We start from the raw sequence: 11,603 nt of genomic DNA, 5'->3' as shown, positions 1-11,603 counted from the left end.
CCGCGCCGAGGACGGCTTCGGCGAGGCCCGGTTCGCCGGGGGTGAGGTCGGGGAGGTCGAGGGCGCCGCCGGCCGCCTGCTGCATGCGGTGGGCGTCCGCGAGGAGGCTCGCGTCGCCCTCCTTGACCTGGGCTTCCGTCGTGCGGCGGCGGTCCGCGAGGCGTTTCTCGACCTCGGCGAAGCGCTGGGTGTCGAAAAGGCGGCCGAGGAGTTTCCCGCGCTCCTCGGCGCCGGAGCGCAGGAACCTGGCGAAGTCGCCCTGGGGGAGCAGGACGACCTGGCAGAACTGTTCGCGGCTCATGCCGAGGAGTTGGGTGATCTCCTCGCCGATCTCCTGGTGGGAGCGGCTGAGGTCCTTCCAGGCGCCGGCCTTGTGCTCGCGCAGCCAGCTCTGGGCCTTGTCGAGTGTCGTGCCCGCGCCGCGTTTCTTGGGGCGCTCCCACGGGGGCTGCCGGGTGATTTCCAGGCGGCGGCCCGCGACGGTCAGGTCGAGCACGACCTCCGTGCGGACGCCCGGGTCGGCGTGGTCGCTGCGGAGGGTGAGTCCCTGGCCGTTCTGGCGGGCGCCGGGGACGGCGCCGTACAGGGCGTAGCAGACGGCGTCCAGGAGGGACGTCTTTCCGGCGCCGGTGGGGCCGTGGAGGAGGAACAGGCCGGCCGTGGACAGGGCGTCGAAGTCGACGGTCTGGGTGGCGCCGAAGGGGCCGAAGGCGGTGAGGGACAGATGGTGGAGCCTCATCGGGTGGCCTCCTCCTCTCGGACGGCGTCGAACGCGGCCCGCAGGACGCCCTGTTCGTCCGCGTCGGGGCCCGCTCCCCGCACGTGCGCCACGAAGTCCTCCGCGATCTGTTCGTCCGTGCGGTCGGCGAGGCGGCGGGCGTAGGAGGCTTCGGGGTCCTCCGGGGGGCGGTCGGGGGCGAAGACGAGGTTCAGGGTGTGGGGGAAGCGGGCGGTGAGGCGGGCCATGGGGTCGGCGGGGCGGACCGGGTCGGTGAGGGTGGCTTCCACCCACGCGTCCTCGTGGCGCGCGAGCGCCGGGTCCGCCAGGAGGTCGTCCAGGGGGCCCCGGATGCGGGCCAACGCGCGCGGGACGGGGCACGGGAGGCGTTCGGCGGTGACCTGCCCTGCCGCGTCCAGGTCGATCAGCCACATGCTCTTGCGGTGGGCCGACTCGGAGAAGGAGTACGGGAGGGGCGAGCCGGAGTAGCGGACGCGGTCGGTGAGGGTCTGCGCGCCGTGGAGGTGGCCCAGGGCGACGTAGTCGACGCCGTCGAAGACGCCCGCCGGGACGGACGCGACGCCGCCGACCGTGATGTCCCGTTCGCTGTCGCTGGGCTGCCCGCCCGTGACGAAGGCGTGCGCGAGGACGACGGAGCGGGTGCCCGGCGCGCGGGTGGCGAGGTCGGCGCGGACGCGGTCCATGGCGGCGGCGAGGACCGCTTCGTGACCGGGCTTGTCGACGCCGAACTCGTCCTTCACGAGGGCCGGTTCGAGGTACGGGAGGCCGTAGAGGGCGACGTCCCCGTGCGCGTCCGCGAGGATCACCGGGGTGCCTGCCGAGGCGGGGTCCGTGCGGAGGTGGATGCCCGCGCGGTCGATCAGGCCGGCGCCGACGCCGAGGCGGCGGGCCGAGTCGTGGTTCCCGGAGATCATCACCGCCGGCACGCCGAGGTCGGCCAGCCGGTGCAGGGCGTCGTCGAACAGCTCCACCGCCGCCAGCGGCGGGACCGCGCGGTCGTACACGTCTCCCGACACGACCACCGCGTCGGCTTCGCGCTCGCGCGCGGTCGCCACGAGGTGCGCGATGAACTCGGCCTGGGCGCCGAGCATGTTCACCCGGTGGAACGCCCGGCCCAGATGCCAGTCGGAAGTGTGCAGGAGCCTCATGGTCCCCGAGGCTATCGGCCGGGTCTGACAATCACGGACGATCCCCCTGGCACCGGCGTCCTCGGGTGTCCCTCACACGTCCCCGTACGCCTCTCCGCCCGGCTCGAACCCGGCGGTGCCCGCCGTGGCGTCCGCGAGCCAGCCCTCGAACGCGGGGACGTCGGCGTCGGGGAGGCCGATCTCGATGGTCACCGCCTCGCCGTAGTGGACGTCGCGGACCTCGCGGCCGGTGGCGCGCAGGTCGTTCTGGAGCTTGCCGGCGCGCTGGTGGTCGACGGTGAGGGTGGCGAGGCGGAAGCGGCGGCGGGTGATCGTGCCGAGGTTGTCGATGGCCTCGCCGACGGCACCGCCGTACGCCCTGATGAGTCCGCCCGCGCCGAGTTTGACGCCGCCGTAGTAGCGGGTGACGACGGCGACGACGTACCGCATGTCCCTGCGGGTCAGCATCTGGAGCATCGGGAGCCCCGCCGTGCCGCCCGGTTCGCCGTCGTCGCTCGCCTTCTGGACGGACGCGTCGGCGCCGATGACATACGCCCAGCAGTTGTGCGTGGCGTCGGCGTGCTCCTTGCGGACGGCCGCCACGAACTCCTGCGCCTCCTGTTCGGTGGCCGCCGGGGCGAGCGCGCACAGGAAGCGGGAGCGGTTGACCTCGGTCTCGTGGACGCCCGCGCGGGCGACGGTGCGGTACTCGTCCTGCATCCGGCCAGCCTAGTGGGCCTGTGGCCGGGGCTTCTCCCCGCGCGGGACGATCACCGACGTCAGCAGCGCCGTCCCGCGCGCGAGCGTGCGCCAGGTGGGGGCGTGCCAGGTGAGGACCGCGATCGCGGAGGTGGGGAACTTCACGGCGACCCGGTCCAGGGTGTCGTCCACGCCGTCTCCCGCGAGGGCGAGTACGACGTCTTCGAGGCCGGGGTTGTGGCCGACCAGGAGGAGGGTCTCGACCTCGGGGGGTGTCTCGCGCAGGACGCCGAGGTGCTCCAGGAAGTCGGCCCCGTACAGGCGCGGGTCGTACCGTACCGGCGGCGGGGTGCCCCATTGCGCGGACGCCAGTTCCCAGGTGCGGCGGGCGCGCTCGGCGGTGGAGCACAGGGCGAGGTCGGGCAGGCAGTCGGCCTCGGCGAGAGCCCGCCCGGCGGCGGGGGCGTCCCGCAGCCCGCGCGGGCCGAGGGGACGGTCGTGGTCGGGAACCCCGTCCGGCCACGCGGACTTGGCGTGCCGCAGGACGACGAGGCGCCGCAGGGGGCCGGGACCGGCGGGCACGGCACCGGTGCCTCGGCTCTCCACCGGCGCTCCCGCGCGGGAGGCCGCACCGCTCTCCATGAACGCTCCCGCCTGACCCTCCACAGCCCCCTCCTCCCGCGCGCTCACCCCACGCTCCCGAGATCCCGTACCAGGTCGAGGCCGAGGAGGCGGTCGGCGTAGGCGTAGGTCTCGAAGCGGGCGCCGTCGGGGAGGGCGGGGTCGGTCTCGACGGTGTGGAGGAGGGCGAGGACGGCGGGGATGTCGAGGTCGTTCTCCCAGGCGCGGCGCAGGCGGGTGCGGACGGCGTCGGGGACGGGGCGTGAGGGGCGGCGGGCCCAGTCGGCGACGGCGTGCCGCCAGCGCGCGAGGGTCTCGCGGGCCTCGTCCACGGCGTCCGTGTCGAGCCTCAGGGGCGTCTCACGGCGCGCGGAGAGCAGCGCGAGGCGCAGGATCGCCGGGTCGGTGTCCAAGGCCGCGGAGGGGCTCGTCACGCCCTCCACGGGGGCCACGGTGATCAGCACCCCGTCGGGTGTCGGACCGTCCTCCGGCGCGACGTGCACCACCTGCGCCTCCCCCAGCCCCTCGCCGACGTCCCGGCTGTCCTCGAACGGCCGCGCCCCGAGCGCCAGCGCACCGGCCCGCAACTCGGCCTGATCACGTGCCCCGGTGAGCAGCGCCCACACCGGTGTGCCGCCCAGTTCCAGCGCCCGGACGAGGAGATCGGAGACGAGCAGCACCCGCAGCGTGCCCGTCCCGTACCCCGAGGCATGCACCTCGACGCGGGTCAGACCACGGCGGACAGGGGCTGCGGCGACGGACTCGCCGGTACGGGCGTCGATGATGCGGAGCACGGGGCGAGCGTAGGCGGCCCGGGGCCCGCGCGCAGTCCGATGGAGCGGAAAGGCTATGAATCAGGACACGGTGGCGCACGCCCCGCGCGCGGAATGCGCACGCCCCCGGCGGTGGTTGGCCAGGGGCAGAGACTTCGACCCGCGTCCCCTGGAGGCCGACCGTGTACGGCGACGAGGCAACGATCCGCAAGATCCTCACCGAGAGCGGTGACACCTGGGCCGTGGTGGGCCTGTCGACGAACCCCTCGCGCGCGGCGTACGGCGTCGCACGCGTGCTCCAGGGGTTCGGCAAGCGGGTCGTCCCGGTGCACCCCAAGGCGGAGACGGTGCACGGGGAGCAGGGGTACGCGTCCCTCGCGGAGATCCCGTTCCCCGTGGACGTCGTGGACGTCTTCGTGAACAGCGACCTCGCGGGCGCGGTGGCCGACGAGGCGGTCGCCAAGGGCGCGAAGGCGGTGTGGTTCCAGCTCGGCGTCGTCGACGAGGACGCGTACGCGCGTACGCGCGCGCAGGGCGTCGACATGGTCATGGACCGCTGCCCCGCTATCGAGATACCGCGACTGGACCGCTGACCGGCCGGGACCCACCACGGGTCGGCTACCGCGTCTCGTTCATCCGGTGGTCGGCCACGCTCAGCGCCTCCTCGACCAGCCGCCCGAGATGCCGGTGGCGCAGCGTGTAGATGACGCGCCGCCCGTCCTTGCGCGTGCTCACGAGACCGGCGAGCCGTAGCCGCGCCAGATGCTGGCTCACCGCCGGCCGCGCCGCCCCGCACGCCTCGGTGAGCGTCCCGACGTCCGCCTCGCCCTTCGTCAGGGCGTGCAGCAGGGTGAGGCGGGTGCGGTCGCCGAGGAGGGCGAGGAGTTCGGCGGCGAGGGCGAACTGTTCCTCGCCGGGGGTGTGTGGGTGCGCATGGTGTGCAGATGAAAGGTGCATGCGTGCGCTCATACGCACATGATGGCGGCGGGGACGGGGTAAGTCCAGGGCGAGGGAAGGGGCGACGCCATGACCGCACACGCACACCACCAGCACCCGCGCGAACACCCCCACACGCACGCACACGGACATCGCCTGCGCCATCTCCTGCGCCCCCACTCCCACGAGACCGCCGACAAGCTGGACCCGGCGCTTGAGTCCTCCGCGCGCGGGATGCGCGCCCTGTGGATCTCACTCGCGGTCCTCGGCGCGACCGCCCTCGCCCAGGCCGCCGTCGTCGCCCTCTCCGGCTCGGTCGCCCTCCTCGGCGACACCGTCCACAACGCGGCGGACGCGCTGACGGCCGTCCCCCTCGGTATCGCGTTCGTGCTGGGCCGCCGCGCGGCGACCCGGCGGTTCACGTACGGGTACGGGCGGGCGGAGGATCTCGCGGGGATCGTGATCGTGCTGACGATCGCGGCGTCGGCGGTGTTCGCCGGGTGGGTGGCGGTCGGGCGGCTGCTGGATCCGCGTCCCGTCGGTCACGTGGGGGCGGTCGCTGTCGCCGCGCTGGCCGGTTTCGCCGGGAACGAGTGGGTGGCCCGGTACCGGATCCGGGTCGGCCGCGAGATCGGCTCGGCCGCGCTGGTCGCCGACGGACTGCACGCCCGCACCGACGGGTTCACCTCCCTCGCGGTGCTGCTCGGCGCGGGCGGTTCGGCGCTGGGGTGGCAACTCGCCGACCCCGTCGTGGGGTTGGCGATCACCGCCGCGATCGTCCTCGTCCTGCGGGACGCCGCCCGCGAGGTGCTGCGGCGCGTCATGGACGCGGTCGACCCGGCGCTCACGGACCGTGCGGAGGCGGCACTGCGTGAGGTGCGAGGCGTGCGGGACGTCGGCGAGTTGAGGCTGCGGTGGATCGGGCACCGGCTGCGCGCGGAGGTCGCGGTCGTGGTGGACGGCGAGGTGACGGTCCGTCAGGCTCACGCGATCGCCGTCGAGGCGGAACACGCCCTGCTGCACGCCGTCCCCCGGCTCACGGCGGCCCTGGTCCACGCGGACCCGACACCTCAACCGGGGCTGGCGGACCCGCACTTGACGCTGGCGCACCACGGACGGGGCATCAACTGAGGCCGTGTCGCACCCTTCAGCCCGCGGCGACCCCCAGCCCCTCCACCACAACCACCCCCGGCAGCTCCCCGAACGCCTTGCCCGGGACGAGGAGTTTGCCCCGGCGGCGGCCACTGCCGACCAGCACCCACGGGAGGTCGACGACGGCCGCGTCCACCAACAGGGGCCAGGCGGCGGGGAGTCCGATCGGCGTGATGCCGCCGTACTCCATTCCGGACTCGCCGACCGCCGTGTCCATGGACGCGAACGACGCCTTGCGCGCGCCGAGTTGGCGTCGGACGACGCCGTTGACGTCGACCCGGGTGGCCGACAGGACCACGCACGCGGCGAGCGTCGTCTCCCCGCCGCGCTTTGCGGCGACGACGACACAGTTCGCGGACTGCTCCAGCAACTCCGGGCCGTAGTGCTGGACGAACACGGCCGTGTCGGCCCACTCGGGGTCCGTGTCGACGTACAGGATCTGGTCGGCGGGCACACTCGCCGACCAGCCCCGGACGGCGTCGGCGACGGGGGTGACCAGGTCGGCCAGGCAGTCGGGGGCGGGGGTCGCGGTGTCGAAGTCTCCGATGGGTGCGCGCATGGGGGCACGCTAACAGGAGGGCTTCAGGACACCGGCGGCACCGACACCGCCAGCACCAGCGTCGCCGGAACAGCCCCCTGATTCCCGTACGTATGAGGGTTGTTGGCGTCGAACGTGGCGCTCGCGCCGGTCGGGACGCGGTAGTCCGTGTCGTCGACGGTGAGGGTGAGTTCGCCGGAGGTGACGTGGAGGAGTTCGACGGTGCCGGCGGGGTGGGGTTCGGAGGTGCTGCTCTCCCCCGGCATGAGTTTCCACTCCCACAGCTCGACGGGGCCGGGGGCCTCCGTGCCGGCGAGGAGGCGGCTGAAGCTGCCGGCGTCGGTGTGCCAGAGGCGGACGGCGTCCTCGGCGGGGACGATACGGACCTTCGTGGTCTGCTCGTAGTCGAGGAGGGTCGTGATGCTGACGCCGAGGGCGTCGCCGATCTTCACGACCGTGCCGATGCTCGGGTTGGTGCGGGCCTGCTCGATCTGGATGAGCATCCCCCGGCTGACCCCGGCCCGCGCGGCCAGCACGTCGAGGGTGAACCCGCGCACCGCCCGCCAGTGCTTGACGTTGCGCGCCAGGTACTGGGTGAGCAGTTCGAGGTCCGCCACGATTCATCCACTTCAGGGGGCCGGTACTGGGAACCGCCGAGTCTAACGGCCGCCCTCGGTCTCAAGTCGCGAGAGCCGCTCAAGACCGGCCACCGCCTCCTCGTCCAGCTCCGACAGCGCGACGAGTTCCTCGGAGGTGACGCCCTCGGGGATCGGCACCGGCGGGGGTGTGCGCAGGGGCGGCTGCCAGCCGTCGACGGGGGTCCAGCGGCGGACGACCCTGGCGGGCGCCCCGGCGACGACCGCGTGGTCGGGCACCTCGCCGCGGACCACCGCACCGGCGGCCACGACGACGTTGCGGCCGATCCGCGCGCCGGGCAGGATCACCGCGCCGGTCCCGATCCAGCAGCCGGGGCCGATCTCCACGGGCTCCATGCGGGGCCACTGCTTGCCTATGGGCTCGTGGGGATCGTCGTAGGAATGGTTCGTGGACGTGACGTAGACGTACGGGCCGAAGTAGCAGTCGCTGCCGATCGTGACGGTCGTGTCCGCGATGACGTGGCTGCCCCGGCCGAGGACGACGCCGTCGCCGATGCGCAGGATGGGTTCGGGGCCGAGGTCGAGGTCGGGCATCAGACCGGCCGTCAGGGTGACCTGTTCGGCGACGATGCAGTGCGAGCCGAGGTGGATCCAGGGTTCCCCGAAGACCGTGCCGAGCGGGAAGGCGAGGCGGGTGTGCTCGCCGAGCGCGCCGAACCGCAGCCGGCCGGGGTGCTCGGCGGTCACCGAACCCGTGCGCCGCACCCACTCCCACCCCGCGTGCACGGCGCGCTGGGCCAGGCGACGCCGCCAGGACGAGAACGTGTTCTTGGGCTTCGGCACGCGCCCACCGTAGTCGTCCCCGCAGGCCCCCGCGCTGTGATCTTCACCCCACCCGGTGGCGTACCGTGCGGTGACACGACCGACAGGAGGAGACGGCGATGACGCAGAAGGCTCTGATCACGGGCATCGGGGGCAAGGAGCCGAAGATCGACGGGGAGGCGTTCGTCGCGCCGACGGCGACCGTGATCGGCGACGTCACGCTCGGCGCGGGCGCCAGCGTCTGGTACGGGGCCGTGCTGCGCGGGGACGTCGAGTCGATCGCGGTCGGCGCGGGCAGCAACATCCAGGACAACTGCACGCTGCACGCCGACCCCGGCTTCCCGGTGCGCGTCGGCGAGCGCGTCTCCGTCGGCCACAACGCGGTGGTGCACGGCGCGACCGTCGAGGACGACTGTCTGGTCGGGATGGGCGCGACCGTCCTCAACGGGGCGGTGATCGGGGCGGGTTCGCTGGTGGCCGCGCAGGCGCTGGTGCCGCAGGGGATGGTCGTCCCGCCCGGCTCCCTGGTCGCCGGCGTCCCGGCGAAGGTCCGCCGCGAGCTGACCCCCGAGGAGCGCGCGGGGGTCACCCTGAACGGCACGGGGTACGCGGAACTGGCCAAGGCGCACAAGGGAGTTCACGGCGGGTGAGGCCCTGAAGCCTTGCGGCCCGCCCCGGTTCACTCGGCGGCGGGCACCGCTTCCGGCTCGGCATGCTGCTGGGCCTGCGCCTTCTTCGCCTTGCGCTTGAGCACCAGCATCGAGGTGGCGCCGATGAGCACGGCGAGGACGAGACCGAGCCAGGAGAACCGCTTCAGCCAGTCCTCGGCGACGATCCCGACGTAGTAGATGACGGCGGTGGTGCCGCCGGCCCAGGCGATCCCGCCGAGGACGTTCGCCGTGAGGAACTTCCAGTACGGCATGTGCAGGACACCCGCGAGGGGCCCGGCGAAGATCCGCAGCAGGGCGACGAACCGGCCGAAGAAGACGGCCCACATGCCCCACTTCTGGAAGGAGCGCTCGGCGGTCGCGACATGTCCCTCGCTGAAGTGGCGGGGGAACTTCTTGGCGAGCCAGGCGAGCATCGGCCGTCCGCCCTTGCGGCCGATCGCGTAGCCGATGGAGTCGCCGACGACGGCTCCGACGGTCGCGCAGGCCCCGAGGATGATCGGGTTGATGCCCGCGTGCTGGGAGGAGAGCAGGGCCGCCGAGACGAGGACGATCTCCCCGGGCAGCGGGATTCCGAGGCTCTCCAGGCCGATGATCAGCCCGACCACGGCGTAGACGGCGACCGGAGGCACCGAGTCGAGCCACTCCTGGACGTGCACCGCCGGGTTCCTTCCGTTGACGTCGATGGACTCCCGCGAGCCTATCGCCCGCGCGAGGTGCACCACGAGGCCGGACCGAGCCGCCCTGTGCCTCAGGGACGTCCGACCTCCACCCGCGCCGAGAGCCTCAACTCCCCGGCGGACGCCCCCACCCACACGGTCCGCGTCCCCGTCCCCAGCACCCACCCGCCCGCCCCCGGGTCCCACACCGACAGCGTCCGCGCCGCCACCTCCACCGTCACCCGCTGCCGCTCCCCCGCCCGCAGCGCGACCCTCCGGTACCCGGCCAGCACCCGCACGGCCTGCGGGAGGCGCACGTCCGGCGACGGCCCCACGTACACCTGCGGCACGTCCACCCCGTCCCGCCCGCCCGTGTTGACAACGTTGAACGACACCTTGATGACACGTTGACCAGCTGTACCGATAGATGCACTGACAGCTTGATCGCTGTACTCGAACGACGTGTACGACAGCCCGTGCCCGAAGGGGAACAGCGGACGCACGCCCTGCGCGTCGTACCACCGGTACCCGGTGTGGACGCCCTCGGAGTACTCGACGACCCCGTCCGCACCGGGATACCGCCGCGCGTCCCCGGCGACGGGATGGTGCGCGTCGTCCACCGGGAACGACTGGGTGAGCCGTCCGCCCGCGTCGCAGTCCCCGGCGAGGACTGCGGCGGTCGCGGCGGCGCCCTCCTGGCCCGGGTAGTACATCTGGAGGACCGCGCCGGTGCGCTCCAGCCACGGCATCGACGTCGCGGAGGAGGTGTTGAGGACGACGGTGGTCCTCGGGTTCGCCGCCGTCACCGCCTCGATGAGGCGTTCCTGGTTGCCGGGGAGGGCGAGCGTGGTGCGGTCGAGGGACTCGGAGGCGTCCTCGTGGGCGAAGAGGACGACCTGGCCGGCGGCGCGGGCGGCGGCAGCGGCCTCGGTGACGTCCTGGGCGCGGGTGGCGGCGGTGATGTGGCGGAGGCGGAAGAGTCCGCCGGCGCGTGCGGTGATCCGGAGGGTGTGGGTGCCGGGGGTGAGGCGGCGGGTGGCGCGGCGGACGGTGAGGCCGTCGGGGGCGGTGGTGGTGAGTCCGCCGACGAAGTACTCGCCCCAGCCGGGGGCCTGGGGGAAGAGTTCCTCGCCGTCGAGGAGGATCCGGGGGCGGGCGGCGGGGTCGCCGGTGAAGTGCAGGACGAACGTCCGCTCGCCGCCGTCGTCGTCCGCGAAGGAGCCTTCGTACGTCCACCCCTCCGCCACCCGCTGCCCCTCGGTGCCGAACCCCGGGCTCAGCGTCCCGTCGGGGATCGGCTTCCCGAAGAGGTCCTCGCCGAGGGCGTACGACGCCGTCCCCATCCGGCGGCGGATCGCCGTCAGCGGGCTCTCGGCGCCCTCGCTCACCACGTGCGCGCTGCCCCCGCCGCTCACGAAGGGGTGGTCCGCGCCGGCCCCGATCACCGCGACGGACTCACCGGCCCGCAGCGGAAGGGTTCCCCGCGCGTTGCGCAGCAGGACCGCGCCCGCCTTGGCGACCTCCAGGGCGACGGCCGCACCGGCTCCGGGGTCCCGGGCGGGGCGTGTCGTGGGTCCGTCGAGGTGGCCGAACCGCTCGCGCACGGTGAGGATCCGCCGCACGGCCCGGTCGACGTACGTCTCGGGGATCTCCCCGCGCTCGACGGCCGTCCTCAGCGCCGCCCCGAAGTACGTCCCGTCGGGCATCTCCATGTCGAGCCCGGCGCGCAGGGCGGGGCCGGTGCTGTGGGCGGCGGACCAGTCGGTCATCACCCACCCGGTGAAGCCCCAGCGGTCGCGCAGGACGCCGGTGAGGAGGCGTTCGCTCTCGCAGGCGTGGACGCCGTCGACCTTGTTGTAGGCGCCCATGACACAGCCGACGCCCGCGGTGACGGCGGCCTCGAAGCCGCGCAGTTCGACCTCGTGGAGGGTCTGTTCGTCCACACGGACGTCGATCGTCTCGCGGTTCGCCTCCTGGTTGTTGAGGGCGAAGTGCTTGACGGTGGCGATGAGGCCCTCGCCCTGGATGCCCTCGATCTCGGCGGCGACGAGGTCGGCGGCGAGGAGCGGGTCCTCGGTGAACGTCTCGAAGTTGCGTCCGCCGTAGGGGGTGCGCAGGAGGTTGACCATCGGGGAGAGCAGGACGTCCTGGCCGAGGGCGCGTCCTTCACGGCCGATGACCTGTCCGTAGCGGCGCGCGAGGCCGGGGTCGAAGGCGGAGGCGAGGAGGACGGGCGCGGGGAGGGCGGTGGCGGGCGCGGTGACGCGGACGCC

General features: G+C 73.5%; 14 protein-coding genes. 3 read left to right on the top strand and 11 right to left on the bottom strand.

Annotated features, from left to right (window positions below):
* From ACVNF4_RS25220 to ACVNF4_RS25200, 5 genes are all read right to left on the bottom strand, one after another.
* On the bottom strand, positions 1 to 739 hold a 739-nt coding region (locus tag ACVNF4_RS25220), incomplete at its 3' end, for an AAA family ATPase (RefSeq protein WP_461805163.1).
* A complete protein-coding gene (locus ACVNF4_RS25215; protein ID WP_461805162.1) occupies positions 736 to 1,887 on the bottom strand; it encodes an exonuclease SbcCD subunit D in 1,152 nt (383 codons plus the stop codon). The genes ACVNF4_RS25220 and ACVNF4_RS25215, both read right to left, overlap by 4 nt.
* Before the next feature lie 72 nt (positions 1,888 to 1,959).
* Positions 1,960 to 2,586, bottom strand: a complete 627-nt coding sequence (locus ACVNF4_RS25210; RefSeq protein WP_461805161.1) for a YigZ family protein — start codon at positions 2,584 to 2,586, stop codon at positions 1,960 to 1,962.
* Between the two features lie 9 nt (positions 2,587 to 2,595).
* Complete coding sequence (locus ACVNF4_RS25205) at positions 2,596 to 3,255, bottom strand: SixA phosphatase family protein (RefSeq protein WP_461805160.1); 660 nt, start codon at positions 3,253 to 3,255, stop codon at positions 2,596 to 2,598.
* On the bottom strand, positions 3,252 to 3,980 hold the full coding sequence (locus ACVNF4_RS25200; protein ID WP_461805159.1) for a hypothetical protein: 729 nt from the start codon (positions 3,978 to 3,980) through the stop codon (positions 3,252 to 3,254). Before ACVNF4_RS25200 ends, ACVNF4_RS25205 begins: the two co-directional genes overlap by 4 nt.
* Positions 3,981 to 4,141: 161 nt before the next feature.
* Between ACVNF4_RS25200 and ACVNF4_RS25195 the strand changes: the two genes are divergently transcribed.
* A complete protein-coding gene (locus ACVNF4_RS25195; RefSeq protein ID WP_461805158.1) occupies positions 4,142 to 4,552 on the top strand; it encodes a CoA-binding protein in 411 nt (136 codons plus the stop codon).
* A gap of 25 nt (positions 4,553 to 4,577) precedes the next feature.
* Here the strand turns inward: ACVNF4_RS25195 and ACVNF4_RS25190 are convergent, their stop codons facing one another.
* Complete coding sequence (locus ACVNF4_RS25190; protein WP_461805157.1) at positions 4,578 to 4,928, bottom strand: ArsR/SmtB family transcription factor; 351 nt, start codon at positions 4,926 to 4,928, stop codon at positions 4,578 to 4,580.
* 57 nt (positions 4,929 to 4,985) lie between these two features.
* On the opposite strand from ACVNF4_RS25190, the gene ACVNF4_RS25185 reads away from it, so the two are divergent.
* Entirely contained in the window at positions 4,986 to 6,026 is a 1,041-nt protein-coding gene (locus ACVNF4_RS25185; RefSeq protein ID WP_461805156.1) for a cation diffusion facilitator family transporter, read from the top strand.
* Positions 6,027 to 6,042: 16 nt separating this feature from the next.
* Here the strand turns inward: ACVNF4_RS25185 and ACVNF4_RS25180 are convergent, their stop codons facing one another.
* From ACVNF4_RS25180 to ACVNF4_RS25170, 3 genes are read right to left on the bottom strand one after another with little or no spacing between them, the layout of a single operon-like run.
* Positions 6,043 to 6,606, bottom strand: a complete 564-nt coding sequence (locus ACVNF4_RS25180; RefSeq protein ID WP_461805155.1) for a YbaK/EbsC family protein — start codon at positions 6,604 to 6,606, stop codon at positions 6,043 to 6,045.
* 23 nt (positions 6,607 to 6,629) lie between these two features.
* Positions 6,630 to 7,202: a helix-turn-helix domain-containing protein gene (locus ACVNF4_RS25175; protein ID WP_461805154.1), complete on the bottom strand. Its 573-nt coding sequence runs from the start codon at positions 7,200 to 7,202 to the stop codon at positions 6,630 to 6,632.
* Positions 7,203 to 7,244: 42 nt separating this feature from the next.
* Positions 7,245 to 8,024, bottom strand: a complete 780-nt coding sequence (locus tag ACVNF4_RS25170) for an acyltransferase (RefSeq protein ID WP_461805153.1) — start codon at positions 8,022 to 8,024, stop codon at positions 7,245 to 7,247.
* A gap of 98 nt (positions 8,025 to 8,122) precedes the next feature.
* Here ACVNF4_RS25170 and ACVNF4_RS25165 point away from each other — a divergent pair, with 98 nt between their 5' ends.
* Positions 8,123 to 8,653 carry a gamma carbonic anhydrase family protein gene (locus ACVNF4_RS25165; RefSeq protein WP_461805152.1) on the top strand — a complete coding sequence of 177 codons (531 nt, stop codon included), beginning with the start codon at positions 8,123 to 8,125 and terminating at the stop codon, positions 8,651 to 8,653.
* A gap of 29 nt (positions 8,654 to 8,682) precedes the next feature.
* On the opposite strand, the gene ACVNF4_RS25160 is transcribed toward ACVNF4_RS25165, so the two are convergent.
* Together ACVNF4_RS25160 and ACVNF4_RS25155 are read right to left on the bottom strand one after the other, a co-directional pair.
* Positions 8,683 to 9,330, bottom strand: a complete 648-nt coding sequence (locus ACVNF4_RS25160; RefSeq protein ID WP_461805151.1) for a DedA family protein — start codon at positions 9,328 to 9,330, stop codon at positions 8,683 to 8,685.
* Positions 9,331 to 9,422: 92 nt separating this feature from the next.
* A partial coding sequence (locus ACVNF4_RS25155; protein WP_461805150.1) for a glycoside hydrolase family 3 protein occupies positions 9,423 to 11,603 on the bottom strand: 2,181 nt, incomplete at its 5' end.

This window comes from Streptomyces sp. S6 (genome assembly GCF_054880855.1).
Note: the sequence above shows the minus strand (reverse complement) of the source record. Positions and strands in the feature narration are given on the sequence as shown.

Bases quoted from the DNA above. Each gene is read 5' to 3' on its own strand.
- ACVNF4_RS25210 (WP_461805161.1), bottom strand. From the start codon at position 2,586: ATGCAGGACGAGTACCGCACCGTCGCCCGCGCGGGCGTCCACGAGACC.
- ACVNF4_RS25185 (WP_461805156.1), top strand. From the start codon at position 4,986: ATGACCGCACACGCACACCACCAGCACCCGCGCGAACACCCCCACACG.
- ACVNF4_RS25215 (WP_461805162.1), bottom strand. From the start codon at position 1,887: ATGAGGCTCCTGCACACTTCCGACTGGCATCTGGGCCGGGCGTTCCAC.
- ACVNF4_RS25165 (WP_461805152.1), top strand. From the start codon at position 8,123: ATGACGCAGAAGGCTCTGATCACGGGCATCGGGGGCAAGGAGCCGAAG.
- ACVNF4_RS25190 (WP_461805157.1), bottom strand. From the start codon at position 4,928: ATGAGCGCACGCATGCACCTTTCATCTGCACACCATGCGCACCCACAC.
- ACVNF4_RS25180 (WP_461805155.1), bottom strand. From the start codon at position 6,606: ATGCGCGCACCCATCGGAGACTTCGACACCGCGACCCCCGCCCCCGAC.